Origin of the sequence: Mucilaginibacter sp. (assembly GCF_028288105.1) — a bacterium.
Lineage (GTDB): Bacteria > Bacteroidota > Bacteroidia > Sphingobacteriales > Sphingobacteriaceae > Mucilaginibacter.
Window position 1 is genome coordinate 1 of sequence record NZ_JAQBOI010000191.1, and the last position, 15,082, is coordinate 15,082.

Annotated in this window: 14 protein-coding genes, 1 tRNA gene and 1 riboswitch; of the genes, 9 read left to right on the forward strand and 6 right to left on the reverse strand. The window is 40.3% G+C overall.

Annotation, left to right across the window (positions count from 1 at the left end; all coding sequences use genetic code 11):
* Positions 1–26: 26 nt before the first annotated feature.
* The gene (locus JWQ85_RS13185; protein WP_299468677.1) at positions 27–1,256 is read left to right on the forward strand and encodes an NADP-dependent isocitrate dehydrogenase; all 1,230 of its coding nucleotides are present in this window, start codon (positions 27–29) and stop codon (positions 1,254–1,256) included.
* A gap of 49 nt (positions 1,257–1,305) precedes the next feature.
* On the opposite strand, the gene JWQ85_RS13190 is transcribed toward JWQ85_RS13185, so the two are convergent.
* Together JWQ85_RS13190 and JWQ85_RS13195 are read right to left on the reverse strand one after the other, a co-directional pair.
* Positions 1,306–1,836, reverse strand: a complete 531-nt coding sequence (locus JWQ85_RS13190; RefSeq protein WP_299468679.1) for a DUF3267 domain-containing protein — start codon at positions 1,834–1,836, stop codon at positions 1,306–1,308.
* A 10-nt stretch (positions 1,837–1,846) separates the two neighbouring features.
* Positions 1,847–2,881, reverse strand: a complete 1,035-nt coding sequence (locus JWQ85_RS13195; protein ID WP_299468681.1) for a hypothetical protein — start codon at positions 2,879–2,881, stop codon at positions 1,847–1,849.
* Between the two features lie 236 nt (positions 2,882–3,117).
* On the opposite strand from JWQ85_RS13195, the gene JWQ85_RS13200 reads away from it, so the two are divergent.
* Positions 3,118–4,098, forward strand: coding sequence for a type I phosphomannose isomerase catalytic subunit (locus JWQ85_RS13200; RefSeq protein ID WP_299468683.1), 981 nt, complete (start codon positions 3,118–3,120; stop codon positions 4,096–4,098).
* A gap of 67 nt (positions 4,099–4,165) precedes the next feature.
* Here the strand turns inward: JWQ85_RS13200 and JWQ85_RS13205 are convergent, their stop codons facing one another.
* Together JWQ85_RS13205 and JWQ85_RS13210 are read right to left on the reverse strand one after the other, a co-directional pair.
* Positions 4,166–4,606 (reverse strand): response regulator, encoded by a 441-nt coding sequence (locus JWQ85_RS13205; RefSeq protein ID WP_299468685.1) that lies wholly within the window; start codon positions 4,604–4,606, stop codon positions 4,166–4,168.
* Between the two features lie 12 nt (positions 4,607–4,618).
* Positions 4,619–6,100, reverse strand: a complete 1,482-nt coding sequence (locus tag JWQ85_RS13210) for an ATP-binding protein (protein WP_299468687.1) — start codon at positions 6,098–6,100, stop codon at positions 4,619–4,621.
* A 470-nt stretch (positions 6,101–6,570) separates the two neighbouring features.
* Between JWQ85_RS13210 and JWQ85_RS13215 the strand changes: the two genes are divergently transcribed.
* The 7 genes from JWQ85_RS13215 to JWQ85_RS13245 all read left to right on the forward strand — a co-directional run bounded on the left by JWQ85_RS13215 (position 6,571) and on the right by JWQ85_RS13245 (position 13,939).
* Positions 6,571–7,638 (forward strand): glycoside hydrolase family 2 TIM barrel-domain containing protein, encoded by a 1,068-nt coding sequence (locus tag JWQ85_RS13215; protein WP_299468689.1) that lies wholly within the window; start codon positions 6,571–6,573, stop codon positions 7,636–7,638.
* Positions 7,639–7,690: 52 nt separating this feature from the next.
* Positions 7,691–9,229: a SulP family inorganic anion transporter gene (locus JWQ85_RS13220; RefSeq protein ID WP_299468691.1), complete on the forward strand. Its 1,539-nt coding sequence runs from the start codon at positions 7,691–7,693 to the stop codon at positions 9,227–9,229.
* A gap of 120 nt (positions 9,230–9,349) precedes the next feature.
* Positions 9,350–9,467: riboswitch (SAM riboswitch) on the forward strand.
* 137 nt (positions 9,468–9,604) lie between these two features.
* Positions 9,605–10,240, forward strand: coding sequence for a peroxiredoxin (locus tag JWQ85_RS13225; RefSeq protein ID WP_299468693.1), 636 nt, complete (start codon positions 9,605–9,607; stop codon positions 10,238–10,240).
* A 12-nt stretch (positions 10,241–10,252) separates the two neighbouring features.
* Positions 10,253–10,323, forward strand: a tRNA-Cys gene (locus JWQ85_RS13230).
* Between the two features lie 233 nt (positions 10,324–10,556).
* Complete coding sequence (locus tag JWQ85_RS13235) at positions 10,557–11,891, forward strand: TlpA disulfide reductase family protein (protein ID WP_299468695.1); 1,335 nt, start codon at positions 10,557–10,559, stop codon at positions 11,889–11,891.
* A gap of 64 nt (positions 11,892–11,955) precedes the next feature.
* Complete coding sequence (locus tag JWQ85_RS13240) at positions 11,956–12,891, forward strand: DUF5996 family protein (RefSeq protein ID WP_299468697.1); 936 nt, start codon at positions 11,956–11,958, stop codon at positions 12,889–12,891.
* A gap of 175 nt (positions 12,892–13,066) precedes the next feature.
* Entirely contained in the window at positions 13,067–13,939 is an 873-nt protein-coding gene (locus JWQ85_RS13245; protein WP_299468699.1) for a hypothetical protein, read from the forward strand.
* A 35-nt stretch (positions 13,940–13,974) separates the two neighbouring features.
* On the opposite strand, the gene JWQ85_RS13250 is transcribed toward JWQ85_RS13245, so the two are convergent.
* Together JWQ85_RS13250 and JWQ85_RS13255 are read right to left on the reverse strand one after the other, a co-directional pair.
* Positions 13,975–14,628 (reverse strand): class I SAM-dependent methyltransferase, encoded by a 654-nt coding sequence (locus JWQ85_RS13250; RefSeq protein ID WP_299468701.1) that lies wholly within the window; start codon positions 14,626–14,628, stop codon positions 13,975–13,977.
* A 117-nt stretch (positions 14,629–14,745) separates the two neighbouring features.
* Complete coding sequence (locus JWQ85_RS13255; RefSeq protein WP_299468703.1) at positions 14,746–15,066, reverse strand: RidA family protein; 321 nt, start codon at positions 15,064–15,066, stop codon at positions 14,746–14,748.
* Between the last annotated feature and the right edge of the window lie 16 nt (positions 15,067–15,082).

Genomic DNA, 15,082 nt, shown 5'->3' on the forward strand with positions numbered 1-15,082 from the left:
TTAAATAAAAAACAATAAAATCAGGTATGTCAAAAATTAAAGTAGAAAACCCGGTAGTTGAGCTGGATGGTGATGAAATGACCCGCATCATCTGGAAGTTTATAAAAGATAAACTGATCACCCCTTATCTTGACCTGGATATAAAATATTATGACTTAGGTATCGAGTATCGTGATGAAACCGATGACCAGGTTACGATTGATGCTGCCAACGCTATATTAAAATATGGTGTAGGTATTAAATGCGCTACCATCACCCCCGATGAGCAGCGTGTAGAAGAATTTGGATTAAAACAAATGTGGAGGTCGCCAAATGGCACCATCCGTAATATATTAGATGGTACGGTTTTCCGCGAGCCAATTGTTATGGCAAACGTACCGCGCCTGGTACCAAACTGGACAGCCCCTATCTGCATTGGCCGCCATGCTTTTGGCGATCAGTACCGCGCTACAGATTTTGTTACTAAAGGCAAAGGCAAGTTAACAGTTACCTTCACCCCAGAGGATGGCGGTGCCGAGCAATCATTTGAAGTATATAATTTTAAAGGCGACGGCGTTGCTTTAGCCATGTATAATACCGACGAATCTATCCGCGGTTTTGCACATGCTTGTTTTAACCAGGCGCTGATGAAAGGCTGGCCTTTATACCTGTCAACCAAAAACACCATCCTTAAAAAGTATGATGGCCGTTTTAAAGATCTTTTTGAAGAGATCTACCAGGCAGAGTACAAAGCTAAATTTACTGAAGCAGGTATCACTTACGAGCATCGCTTAATTGATGACATGGTTGCATCGGCCCTTAAATGGAACGGTAACTTTGTTTGGGCTTGTAAAAACTACGATGGCGACGTACAGTCTGACACCGTAGCACAGGGTTTTGGCTCGTTAGGTTTAATGACCTCTACTTTGGTTACCCCGGATGGCACCGTTATGGAAGCCGAAGCAGCGCACGGTACAGTGACCCGTCACTACCGCGAGCACCAGGCAGGCCGCCCAACATCAACTAACCCTATCGCGTCTATCTTCGCGTGGACACGGGGTTTAGAGTTCCGCGGTATATTGGATGGTAACCAGGAACTGGTTGATTTCTGCAAAGCTTTAGAACAAGTTTGTATAGAAACTGTTGAAAGCGGTAAAATGACCAAAGATTTGGCCATCACCATAAAACCAAAAGTTGAACACGGTACCGATTATCTGTACACCGAGGAGTTTTTGGAAGCTATTAACGAAAACTTAAAAGCAAAATTGGGTAAATAATTTTATCCGATGATAATAGAAAAGCCCATCTGTTAAGGATGGGCTTTTTTTATGCCATTAAGGCAATGAGTAAATTAGGCAAGCCAACCGCTAAAGCTACGCCATAGGCCAGATCGAGCCAGAAGAAGCTACCAATTGACCCAATATAGATTAGCCCTACAACAGGATAGCCAATTATTTTTGCCCAAAAAGGGGTTTCGGGGTCTTTAACATCTTTCCATATATTATTGGCATCGCCGGTGCTGGGGAAAGCGTGCATAGCAATTGATACACCTAAGTATATCAGCAGGTAATCGCCAATATTGGCGTTATCAAATTTAAATACAGGTAATGCCGCCGGAAAGGCTATCAGCATACCCAAAAGCGAATTAACAATAAATGGGCCTACGCTTATAAGCATAGAATGCCACTTGTTTGGAACTATCTCGTGCAGTACATAGCCCGCAGGGTTTGATGCCTGAAAATAAACAACTTTAAGAACTGGTATCTTAAACCATCTGCAAAAAAGCTGGTGGGCAAGTTCGTGTACTATAACACCGGGAAAGGTGGCTATAGTTATTAAAATTCCGGGTATAAACATTGGTTTAGGTTTAGAGTGTAGCCTTATTTGATATGAAATCTTTTGCAAAATTCATATAATAAGCAGTTGTAGTGTCTTTATCAGTGGTTTTTATAATAGCATCACGTGCTTTTAAATCGTTATTTAAATGGTAGGCTATTGCCAAAGTTGCCAGGTTATAAGTCATATTTTTATCTAACTGATAACCTTGCTTAGCTAAATTTAAGCCCTCCTGTTTTTTGCCAATCTTTAACAGTGTACGGGCTTTGGCAGAAATACCATAAACAGATTGCCGGTTTAAGGCAAGGATGCGGTTACAGTAAAATATGGATGAATCTGGCTGATCTATTGCCCGTTTAATCTTTGTTTTGAAGTTTATAGCCGGGATAAATTCATTATCAATTGTTAATACTTTTGATAACAAGGAGTCGGCCGCCTTATATTGTTTTTTATCATCATAAGATGAAGCCAGCGAATACATAGCAAATATGTCTGATGGGTTTTTGCTTACATAATCACTCAGCGCTGCATCTGGTACAATACCGTCTTTATATTGTTGAAACGTTTTTGCGAACGTGTCTGAAGGCGCGTATAGCTTAGTTTCGTCAATTATATAGCTGAGCTTGTTGTATATGGCGGTATCTTCAATTGGTTTATTTTGCAGTTTGATAGATGCGTCATTTAACGTCAATAAGTCATTGTTATAATAACTGGCTATCATTAAATGCTCTAAAATATCTACCGAAGTAGGGACAATTTTAAGTGCTTTTTCTAATTCGCGCTGGCTGGTAACAAAATCAAGATTTTTTTCAGCTTTTTCTGCACGCGATAATGAGATGGCAGCAGTTAAGTTTTTAGGGAGCCAGATAAGTGAAATTATCAAAACTATGCAGATACCAGCACCAAATAATTTTACCCATAACGGGATAGGGTAATTAATAAGCTTAGCCCGGCAATCATGGCATAGCGGCATAGGGTAACCATGCAAGATATCTGTGCTATTGCAATTTGGGCATACAGGAATTTCTGGTTTGTTATCGGTTTCGGGGTTCAGGTTTTCATCCACAAGTATAAATTTAGGTGTACTAAACTATTAAAAGTTAAGTGTAATTAAAACTTTAGTTTAATATTTAACACAAATGTAACTTGTCGTCTCCTTTACTTACCCCCCTTTAAAGTTGTAGGCAATCTTACTATGTATTACAGCAATAATGGCCATAGTAGTTGTACTTTTTAGAAAAACCTTGTTTCAGGGTTATACAAAATACCTAACTTAGCCCCTCAAACAAAGTATACACTACCATGTCATCATTATATCCATTAAAATTTAAAACCATATTTAAAGATAAAATATGGGGCGGCCATAAAATTGAAACCTATTTGCACAAAAATATTGGTGACCTGCCAAATTGCGGCGAAACCTGGGAGATCTCGGGCGTTAAGTCTGACGTATCGGTAGTAGATAGCGGCGAATTAAAAGGACAATCGCTGGCCGACCTGCTGGAGAAATTTCAGGGCGAACTGGTAGGCGAGAAGGTGTACCAGCATTTTGGTAACATTTTCCCTTTACTGGTAAAATTTATTGATGCTAATGATGACCTGAGCGTACAGGTGCACCCTAATGACGAACTGGCTAAAAAACGCCATAACTCGTTTGGTAAAACCGAAATGTGGTACGTAATAGAGGCCGATCCGGGTTCGTCCCTTATCGCTGGGTTTAACCGCGAAATGACCGAAAAAGAATATGTAGATGCTTTAAACAGCGGCCATATAATGGATATCCTGAACAAGGAAGATGTAAAAGCCGGGGATGTTTTCTTTTTACCCGCAGGCCGTGTGCACACTATTGGTAAAGGTTTGCTAATTGCCGAGATTCAGCAAACATCTGATATCACCTATCGTATTTACGATTTTGACCGTGTTGATGATAAAGGCAACAAACGCGAACTGCATACAGAAGAAGCCCTTGCCGCTATCGATTACAAACACTATCCGGAATATAAAACGCTATATACCCCACAAAAGAATGAGGATGTTCATTTGGTGACATGCCCGTACTTTACAACCAATGTGCTTGATTATACCCATGAAGTGGAGAAGGATTATTCAAACTTAGATTCGTTTGTAATATACGTTTGTATTGAAGGCGAATTTACCATTAAGCATAACAGCCTGGCTTACCCTGTTAAAATGGGCGAATGCATACTGTTGCCAAAAACTATTGATAAGGTTGAACTGAAAACCACATCGGGCTTTAAAATATTAGAAAGTTATATTCAGTAATTATAGCTCACTTCGTATATTAAAAAACACCGGCGATGATTTATCAGCCGGTGTTTTTTAATGAGTATTAAAGTAAGTTAGATTTTCTTGGACTGGTTTGGTTCTGCAACGAGTCAAAAATATCTTTCAGATAAATTTTATCAATGGGTTTTAAGAGGTAATCAACAATAAGCGTGTTGTTTTTTCCGCGCTTAATATCCTCCAGATCAATTGACGAACTAATGATATAAATAGGAATGTTTTTGCCCAACTTTAGTTTAATTTCTGCAAAGGCATCAATAAATTCCCAGCCATTCATAACCGGCATATTAATATCTACAAACAAAACATCCGGTAATTGGTTACTATTACGCGGGTCTTTTAAATAATCAATCGCCTCTCTGCCATCGCCAAAGCTCAGCACTTTGTTAAATAAGTTTTTTATTGCTGCTGATTTTTTGAAACCGTAAGTAAAAATATCATCATCATCAACAATTCCTGCAGTCACAATTTTGTTTTCGGTGTTCATTAATTTGGGTGTTTATACCAGCCTTACTGTAAATTTGGTACCAACATTTACAGTGCTATCTACTTGTATAGATCCGCCCAGTGCTTCAACCTGGTTACGGGTAATAAAAAGGCCTATACCTTTTGAATCGGAGTTGCGGTGAAAGGTTTTATACATACCAAAAAGCTGGTCGCCATAGCGGGGCATATCAATTCCAACACCGTTATCTTCAAACAGTAAGTAAACTTCGTTGCCTGCTTTTTGGGTAGAGCAGTTAATAACGGGTTCACGATCGGGGTGTTTGTATTTTAAAGCATTGGTAAGCAGGTTCTGGAAAATACTTTCCATGTACGCCGGTATATAATCAATTTGCGGGCAGTCGGAAAAATCGGTATGTATTTTAGCCCCTGCTGCAACAATATTTGTGCGCAGGGCCGATGCCACATTATTAAAAATGGTGTCAAAATCAATAACCTTTCTTTCCTTGCTAATTTCCGATTGTATTTTAACTATCTCATCTAAATGCCCCACGGTAGAGCTAAGGCTTTCACTAATGGTTTTAATGTGCGAGAATACCTCTGTGCGGTCGTCATTCTGGTTAGATTCCTCAAACAAATTCACCATGAATTTCAGGTTCCCGGCATGCGATCGCAGGTTATGCGAAACAATATAGGCAAAGTTTTGCAGGCGCTTGTTCTGATCGTCAAGCAAGTTAATAGACGATTGCAGGGTAATGCCTTTCTTTTTAATGCTGTCAATATCCTGGAAAACGCCCCTGATAATAGTACATCTGCCAAGATCATCAAGTACAGGTACACCTTTGGCCCTAACCCATATTACATTGTTCCGGGCTGTTCTAAATAAAACTTCAAGCTCGTAGGGTTTACAAAATTTTATAGCTTGTTCAATTGCGTGACTCATTACCGGGCGGTATTGTGGCTCAAAAAAGCTAATAGCTTCTTCAATAGTCATTTTTACGTGGTTGTTTAGCTCAAAAATGTCATAAACCTCTTTAGTAAAAACCAGGTTCATGGTAGCTGTTTCAATTTCCCAGCTTCCAATTTTTGCTATACGGCCAATCTCTGCGCACCTAAACTCATTTTCGGCGGCCTTTATCTCGTTTATTTTAAGGGTATTAATGTTGGTAAGCACACCATATATTACCGGGCCATCTTTAGAATCATGCTTTTGAGTAGTGCTTTCAAACCATTGATAACCGTTTTGTTTGGTAAGCAACCTGATGTGTGCAACCGGCGACTCCCCATGCCTTGGATGATAAGTGGCCTTTAAAAAAGTAGGTTTATCGTGATAATATAAAAGATGTTCAAAAAAATAATTGTAGGAGCATTCAATTTCGCCGGGAACGTAACCTAAGGCAGTATAAAACCCCGATGACCATTTAACATGTTTGGTATCGGTATTATACTCCCAAATGCCTAAATGAATACTATCAATTATACGCGCAAAATGAGCTATGCTTTCGCCAGAAAACTTATGATCTTCAGAAAAACTCATCTTGTACTTTAATCACTATCTTTTTAATCACCCACATGGTAATAAAATGTGTGCCAAAAAGGCAAACAGCTATTAATTACAACCCTGCGTTGTTACAAACTATAAACCGGCCTAAATATTTTATAGGTATTTGATATAATGGTGTTTTTAAAAACCTCCATTTTAATAAAAGCCTATAACGCTGAATATTAAAATATTAATCAACGTAATTAACTTATACGGATACTATGCCGCAGGGTTATGAAATATGGGCGGGTAAAAATAGTATAATATTTATCGAAAATAATATGGTGTATCAAAGAAATATTATTGCTTTGGTGGCAGGGCTTATTTATAGGTGTCTGGGAGCTTATTTTTATCTCTATTATATATTGGAAGGAGCAAAGCAGGATCATACTTCACGTATTTAACAAATCAATGGGTTGAATTTTCACCTCAATAGCTATATTTACCTCTACCAATTACAGGCCATGAAAAACCATTTATCTAAATTTCTTGCAGCAGTTTTAATGCTGTTATCAATAAGCGCGTTCGCGCAAAAGCCACCTGCTGGTAAGGTATGGCCGGTTGCTAAGGCAAATGCATGGTATAAACAGCACAAGTGGATGAGCGGCGCTGATTTTATACCAAGCAACGCTATAAACCAACTGGAAATGTGGCAAGCCCATACCTTTGACCCTGCAACCATTGACCGTGAACTGGGCTATGCCGAAAGTATAGGATTTAACACCATGCGCGTTTTTCTTTACAGCCTTGCCTGGAAACAGGATAAAGCGGGCTTCAAAAAACGTGTAGATCAATATTTAACTATTGCCAATAAGCACCACATACAAACCATGTTTGTGTTTTTTGACGATTGCTGGAACGCGGATGCCAAAGTTGGCTTGCAACCCGCACCCAAACAAGGCGTACATAATTCGGGATGGCTGCAAGACCCGGGCAACAGGCTAAACAATGCAGGCGAAATTGCCATGCTGCAAGCTTATGTAACCGATGTAATGACCACCTTTAAACACGATAAGCGCATTTTACTGTGGGACTTATACAACGAACCGGGCAACTCCAACAAAAAGGAAGCATCTATGGGTTTGCTAACTAAAGTATTTGCATGGGCACGCGCGGTAAACCCCGATCAGCCCATCTCTGTAGGCCTGTGGGATTGGACCTTTGAAAAGCTGAATACCTACCAGGCACTTAACTCGGATATCGTTACCTATCACGATTATACAGAAGAGGCTTCGCACCTGAAAACTATTCAAATGCTTAAAACCCATGGCAGGCCTTTAATATGTACCGAGTATATGGCCCGTACACGCGGCAGCAAATTTGGCAACATAATGCCAATGCTAAAAAAAGAAAATGTGGGCGCCCTAAACTGGGGCTTTGTAATGGGTAAAACCAATACTATTTATGCCTGGGACAACCCGATGCCTGATGGGGGCGAACCAAAAGAATGGTTCCACGATATTTTCCGCAAGGATGGTACGCCTTACAAACCCGAAGAGGTGGAACTGATAAAAAAGCTGAATGGGAAATAGTAGCATAAGGTATCTTTAATGTGTAAGGGCATTTTTTATAGCTTTGCAATACATGATGGCCAGCTTTAAATTATTCGATCTTACCCAAAAAGTTAATTACAAAACCGAAGTTTTAGCCGGCCTTACCGTTGCTATGACAATGATGCCCGAATCATTGTCGTTCGCCATTTTAGCCGGGTTTCCGCCATTGGTGGGTTTATATGCTGCATTTATAATGGGGCTTGTTACATCAATATTTGGTGGCAGGCCGGGTTTAATATCTGGTGGGGCAGGTGCTACCGTTGTGGTGTTAATTGCCCTCATGAAAACAAGCGGTATCGAATATGTTTTTGCCGCGGTGGCGCTGGCCGGTATTATTCAAATTGTAATAGGTTTATTTAAACTGGGGAAGTTGATACGCCTTGTACCACAGCCCGTAATGTATGGTTTTGTAAATGGCCTGGCTGTGATAATTTTTATAGCCCAGCTACAGCAGTTTAAAACAGTAGTTAACGGGCACGAAACATGGCTTACCGGTACACCACTGCTAATAATGGGCGGGTTGGTTACCTTAACTATAGCTATTGTTATACTTTTCCCTAAAATAACCAAAGCCGTTCCGCCTTCGCTGGTAGCCATAATTGTTGTATTTGCAATTGTACTGGGTTTTGGCATTCACACTAAAACCGTAAACGATATAGCATCGGTTAGCGGGGGCTTCCCGCCGTTTCATATACCACGGGTGCCGCTTAATCTGCACACGCTAAACATTATCTTTCCGTATGCTTTAATTATGGCCGCGGTAGGTTTAACAGAAGGTTTGCTTACGTTAAACCTGGTTGATGAAATAACCGCCACAAAAGGTAATGGCAACCGGGAATGTATTGCGCAGGGAAGTGCCAACATCCTCAACGGTTTTTTCTTTGGCATGGGTGGCTGCCCCATGATAGCGCAAACATTAGTGAATTTATCGGCAGGTTCAAGGGCAAGGCTATCCGGTATTATTGCATCCCTAACTATTTTAATGATCATACTTTTTGGCGCCCCGGTTATTGGCCGCCTGCCAATGGCCGCGCTAACAGGGGTAATGATCATGGTGGCATTTGGAACATTTGAATGGATCAGTTTCAGAATCTTTAACAAGATGCCTAAGCAGGATGTGTTTGTAGGGATAGTGGTTGCTGTTATAACCATATTGCTGCATAACCTGGCATTGGCTGTTTTAATTGGTGTAATAATATCTGCCCTGGTTTTTGCCTGGGAGAGTGCTAAGCGCATAAGGGCCCGTAAGTATATAGATGATAATGGCGTTAAACACTATGAAATATATGGCCCGCTGTTTTTTGGATCAGTAACTGCTTTTACCGAAAAGTTTGACGTTGATGCCGACCCGAAAGAAGTTATTATTGATTTTAAAGATAGCCGGATAGCTGACATGTCTGGCATCGAGGCGCTGAATAAACTAACCGATCGGTATCGCAAAGCAGGAAAAAAGCTCCAGCTAAAACACCTGAGTAAAGATTGTATAGTACTTTTAAAAAATGCCGCTGATGTTATAGACGTGAATATTTTGGAAGACCCATGCTACCGCGTTGCAACCGAAAAAGGTTAATTGAATGTAATTTTTGTAGATGAATACAGTTAATTATCGTTTTCAATTATAAATAAATATAAAGTCTATAGGAATTATAGAATTTATATCTACTTTTGTTTCATAATCGTTCTTTAAATATACTTATCCAGAAAGACAGAGGGAAAGGCCCTATGATGTCTTAGCAACCTGTATTAGCTTTATAAGCTTGTGTAAGGTGCTAATTCCTGCTTCGCTACACAGTGGAGACAGATAAGCTGATTTAAAAGAAAAGAGTGTTTCTAAAACATTTCTCTTACCTCGCTTGATATCTTAATTTTTTTCCGGATAGATTTTGAAATTATATTAGCATAGCTTTATAGCTATTAACAATATTTAACCTTAAAATATACAATCATGAGTTTACGAATCGGCGACGACGCCCCAAACTTTAAAGCACAAACATCGCAAGGCGAGATTGATTTTTACGAATACCTTGGCGATAGCTGGGGCGTGCTATTTTCGCACCCGGCAGATTACACCCCCGTTTGCACTACCGAATTGGGAAAAACGGCATCGTTAAAAGATGAGTTTGACAAACGTAATGTAAAGGTGATAGCCCTTAGTACAGATAATGTAGAATCGCATAAAGGCTGGATAAACGACATTAACGAAACCCAGGGCGTTGAAGTTAACTTCCCTATAATTGGCGACGAAAGCCGCGAGATCTCACTGGCTTATGATATGATCCATCCTAATGCATCGTTAACTGCAACAGTACGCTCGTTGTTCGTCATCGGCCCCGATAAAAAAATAAAGCTGATCATCAGCTACCCGGCATCAACAGGAAGAAATTTCCAGGAGATATTGAGGGTGATAGATTCGTTACAGCTAACCGCTTACCACAGTGTTGCCACCCCGGCCGATTGGAAAGACGGCGAAGATGTAGTGGTACTGCCATCAATTAAATCAGAAGATATCCCTGCAAAATTCCCTAAAGGGTTTACCGAGGTAAGGTCTTACTTAAGAACTACACCACAGCCTAATAAATAAGGCTGTGTATAAAGTCGCGTGGCCGAGAGGATAGGTGAGGGTCTGCAAAACCTTTGACGGTAGTTCGAATCTACCCGCGACGTCAAAAACTGACTGACTAATAACTGAAAACTGCGACGGGTGAAAGCCTGTCGTTTTTTTTGTGACCAATTTTTTGACATGTATTACCGCTTGGACGTTACAATTATTGTTGTTAGATTGCATAACTAAAAAATTAGTTATGGTATTTTGCTACAATGCGCCTAAGTTAAAATTGCTGTTTTTGATTTGCCTGGTTTGCTGCATAAATAAAGGATTTTGCAAAGCAAAGGTGAGTGTGGAATTTATTACACCGGGCCCCGCGCAATTGGTTGAGGTAGATATGCCGATAGGCAATGATTTTAGTTTTGATAACCCTACCTATTATACCGTTGCAAATGGCAAATTTAACTTTGAAGTTTATGTAACCAGGGCAACACTTTTACAAATAAAAACCAGTTTTAAAAGGATATTTTTGGTAGTTGGCCCTGCCGATAATATCAAAATTAAAATATTACAAACGTTTGATAAGTATAAAGTTTTAAGTTTTGAAGGGGCAAATGCCGACGGTCAATATTGGTATAACGTTTATAATGACCAGCCGCTTGCCAATCGTATCGGTCATACGGAACTGTTCGCTGCCTTATCTGCAGAAAGCAAGGACATCGGCCTTGAAAAGTTGGGAAAATTTGTTGGTAGGCAAACCCGGCCGCTTACCGCATTATATAAGCAAGGCAAAATAAACAGACAATTTTATACGATTGTAAAAAACGAGATAAGAGCCATGCACGCCATATTTGCAATTGAGCGTATCAAGAACCTGCAGAACAAAATATCAGATAGGAACGACATACAAAAATATCAGGTTATGGTAAACGCCCTATTGGCTTTTGCAGGCCCAAATAATGTAGAGAATGTGCATGGCATGTTCAGCCAAAGCTTTTTGAAGGATTACTATGATACGCTTGCTAAAAGTAAAGGGAAAGAAACTTCGCGGGAATGGGGCCCATACTATGCTTATACTTTAGCGCCTGATAGCATACAGATGCACTTGCTTGGAAGTACACTTGTATTTGCAAAAATGGTTGGCACAAGTGAGTTTGATTCTAAAAAAGCATACGGTTTATATAAAAAGGAATTTCCACCCAATGCTTATACCAATTTTTTAGATACTGTTAATTCAAAAAAGCAGCTAAATAAACCAACGGGTAAAATCAGGTTAGATACCGCAACCAATTACAAAACGTTTGCCGATGTGCAGCGGCATTACAATGGGCGGGCAGTTTATATCGACTTGTGGGCATCATGGTGCATGCCTTGCCGCGGAGAGTTTCCGCATTACAAAAGTTTATGGCCTATATTCAGAAAAAAGAACATTACCCCTGTATATATTTCAATTGACCGCCCAGCTGCAAAAAAGGTGTGGCAAACACTCATCAATTTTAATCATTTGGAGGGGGACCATATTTTAGTGAATAAAAGTTTAATGAAGGATATCGCAGCAACCATTTATAAAAATGGGGATGTTTCCATCCCAAGGTATATCCTTATTGATAAAAACGGGCGGGTGATCAGCTGGGATGCGCCCCGGCCAAGCGACTCCGGAATATTACAAATGCTTGCTAAAATGTAAAATTGTGCGTTTGTATAGTAGAGGTTAAAACACTATCGCTCATAATTTGCTTGTATATTTACATATGAGCAACGCAACCAACTCCAACTGGCCAAAACTGGATTACCATTACCTGAAAGATACCATTGCCACGGTACACATGTGGACACAGATGATCGGTAAGGTGCGCCTCAAAAAAATGCCCTGGATAAATCACTCCTGGCAGGTTACCTTGTATGTAAGTGCAACCGGGTTAACCACCGGCAGCGTTCCATACAATCGTGGTGTTTTCCAGATCGATCTTGATTTTATAAACCATCAGTTACATATTACCACCAGCACAGGCGAAAAGGTCACGTCGGCTTTAGGTGCCGAAACCATAGCGGCTTTTTATACAGAGTTACTTGATAATTTAAGGGCAGCCAGGGTAGATGTAGAGATTTATGCCGTGCCTAACGAAGTTGATCCGGCCATACCTTTTGAAGAAAATACTACGCCCTGTACTTATAACGCCGATGCAATGCATACCATTTGGCAGGCGCTAATTAGGATCCATAATGTATTTACAGATTTTAGGGCTGGCTTTTTAGGTAAGTGCAGCCCGGTACATTTCTTTTGGGGCGCGTTTGATCTGGCGGTTACCCGTTTCAGTGGCAGGCTGGCGCCAAAGCATCCCGGCGGTGCGCCAAATATACCTATAGAAGTAATGCAGGAAGCCTACTCGCACGAGGTTAGTTCATGCGGTTTTTGGCCGGGCAGCGAAGCCTTTCCGCAGCCAGCGTTTTATTCCTACTGTTACCCCACACCCGATGATTATGGCAAACAGCAGGTAAGCCCGCCCGAAGCATTTTACAGCAAGGAAATGGGCGAGTATTTTTTAACGTACGAAGTTGTTCAGCAGTCAGCTGACCCGGAAGGGGTTTTAATGCAATTTTTGCAATCTACCTATGATGCCGCCGCGAAAACGGGCAATTGGGATAAGGGTTTAGAAAGTGATCTGCAAGGGTTGAAGGAATCCTAAAGTGTAGTTGCCCGGCTCTATTCAGAAATAACACTTTACTTTCCACCCAATTGGCAATAATAATTGATCTGTTTTTTATAAAAAGCACATTTTAAGTGAAATAATAGTTTAGAAGTGCAATAAACCATAGCAGCAAAGGAGGTGTCAAAGAAAGCAGAATCTAAACCATTCGCATATGAAAATTCTGAACCTTCAAATAAAAAAGCTGTTACTTACCGCTTCGCTGATATTTGTCACTTTCTTAGGGCATAGTCAAAACATCACCTACACGAAAGATTCCTCCGGAAATATAGTTGGAGAGGACAAACACGGATTTAAAAAGATTTATAAAAAGGATGTTTCCGGCAATACAATTGTAGAAGATGAAAGGGGGCGATACATCACTACCCTTACTAAAGATTTTTTTGGAAATGATGTGGAAGAATATGGCGACGGGCGAAAAAGGGTTTACGAAAAGAACATATTTGGCGATACGATTATAAAGGATGAGCGTGGAACAACTATCGCGACTATTAAAACGGATATTTTTGGAAGTGATATAGTAACATATGCCGGGGGAAGAAAAAGGATCTATAAAAAAAATATCTTCGGCGATAAGGTTGTAGAAGATGAATCAGGAAAAACTATAGTTACCTATAAAAAAGATATTTTTGGAAACGATGTTGAAGAATATGGCAATGGAAAAAAAAGAGTTTATGGAAAGGATATTTTTGGAAATGCAGTTGTAAAGGACGAATCAGGAAAGACTATAGTCACGTATAAAAAAGACATTTTTGGAAACGATGTTGAAGAGTACGGCAACGGAAAAAAAAGGGTTTATGGGAAGGACATCTTTGGCGATACGTTTGTAAAGGACGAAAACGGCGCAACTATCGCGACCATTAAGAAGGATATTTTTGGGAATTATGTAGAGACAGATGCCAAAGGAAGAAAAAGGATCTATAAAAAAGATATCCTGGGGAATACAGTTGTAGAAGATGAATCAGGAAAAACGATCGCCACCTATAAGAAAGATATTTTTGGGGATATCATTTTTGAAGACCATTGATCTAAGGCATCCCCGCAGGGTAACGGCGAGAGATATTACAAAGAAAAAGTCCTCTCTTTTGGCGACGTTTTAGGCGAAGCCACCTTTTGTACGCACCAGGTAGTCATGCATCTTAAATTTTGAACATTGGTAGTTTTTATCGGCTCAAAAAGTTCGCCGCCTAATACCGAGGTATATTCCATTAATATTTGTTCGTTCACCAGGAAACGTTCAGAGCCATCGGGCAGGGCGTAGCGGCTATTACCCAGTGGAGTAACCAGGTTTTCAATGCCAATGTCTGATGCCAGGCGGGCAAACAGATAGCCGCCGGGCTTTAATACGCGCCACATAGATCGCAGCATAGCATCAAAGTGGTTACTGTCATTAGCGAAATGCAATACCGCGCTGCAAATAGCAAGGTCGAATGTTTCATCATTAAAAGGCAGGTTCTCTGCTTTGCATACAGTGAAATTTTCTGACCGGTTATCCTGTGTTAATGTCTTTGCAAGCGATTTTACCTGTGCAATAGCATCCGGATTTGGATCTATGCCGTAAACGTCATGATCGTTTTGCAGAAAATATATCAAATTACGCCCGCCGCCACAGCCAACGTCGAGTACTTTTTTGCATCCGTTAAAGCGGCCTTTCAGTAATTGGTCAAACAGGTAAATATCAATATTACCGTAAAGCTGTTGCAAGTTATTTGTCATGTGCTATTATATGATTATGGGGTAAGGTAAGCCTCACCCCAACCCTCTCCAATGGAGAGGGAGCTTAAATGTATGATCCTCACCTAGTCCTCTCCTTTGGAGAGGATTAGGTGAGGCTTATTTCTTTTTAGCGATCACCGCTGTTGCCTCTATCTCTATTAAAATATCATCTCTAAAAAGGTTACTTACCTCAACAAGCGTACTTGCAGGCGGTGTTTTAGTGTTAATGTATTTGTCTCTTACATCGCGCACCTGCTGTATTTTTGAAACATCTTTTAAATAGTACGTTAGTTTTACAACATTGTTCATGTTGCCGCCCGCGTCCTCAATAATACGTTTAATGTTGGCGAAAACCTGTTCGGTTTGTTTAACTATATCACCCTTACCAATCAAATCGCCGCTTTCATTTAAAGCTACCTGCCCTGATAGGATGATCATTTTAAAATGAGACAAA

What these genes read in the sequence shown, in the direction of transcription:
- JWQ85_RS13185 (WP_299468677.1), top strand. Translation starts at nt 27, where the DNA reads ATGTCAAAAATTAAAGTAGAAAACCCGGTAGTTGAGCTGGATGGTGAT.
- JWQ85_RS13190 (WP_299468679.1), bottom strand. Translation starts at nt 1,836, where the DNA reads ATGTTTATACCCGGAATTTTAATAACTATAGCCACCTTTCCCGGTGTT.
- JWQ85_RS13200 (WP_299468683.1), top strand. Translation starts at nt 3,118, where the DNA reads ATGTCATCATTATATCCATTAAAATTTAAAACCATATTTAAAGATAAA.
- JWQ85_RS13205 (WP_299468685.1), bottom strand. Translation starts at nt 4,606, where the DNA reads ATGAACACCGAAAACAAAATTGTGACTGCAGGAATTGTTGATGATGAT.
- JWQ85_RS13210 (WP_299468687.1), bottom strand. Translation starts at nt 6,100, where the DNA reads ATGAGTTTTTCTGAAGATCATAAGTTTTCTGGCGAAAGCATAGCTCAT.
- JWQ85_RS13215 (WP_299468689.1), top strand. Translation starts at nt 6,571, where the DNA reads ATGAAAAACCATTTATCTAAATTTCTTGCAGCAGTTTTAATGCTGTTA.
- JWQ85_RS13220 (WP_299468691.1), top strand. Translation starts at nt 7,691, where the DNA reads ATGATGGCCAGCTTTAAATTATTCGATCTTACCCAAAAAGTTAATTAC.
- JWQ85_RS13225 (WP_299468693.1), top strand. Translation starts at nt 9,605, where the DNA reads ATGAGTTTACGAATCGGCGACGACGCCCCAAACTTTAAAGCACAAACA.
- JWQ85_RS13240 (WP_299468697.1), top strand. Translation starts at nt 11,956, where the DNA reads ATGAGCAACGCAACCAACTCCAACTGGCCAAAACTGGATTACCATTAC.
- JWQ85_RS13245 (WP_299468699.1), top strand. Translation starts at nt 13,067, where the DNA reads ATGAAAATTCTGAACCTTCAAATAAAAAAGCTGTTACTTACCGCTTCG.
- JWQ85_RS13250 (WP_299468701.1), bottom strand. Translation starts at nt 14,628, where the DNA reads ATGACAAATAACTTGCAACAGCTTTACGGTAATATTGATATTTACCTG.
- JWQ85_RS13255 (WP_299468703.1), bottom strand. Translation starts at nt 15,066, where the DNA reads ATGATCATCCTATCAGGGCAGGTAGCTTTAAATGAAAGCGGCGATTTG.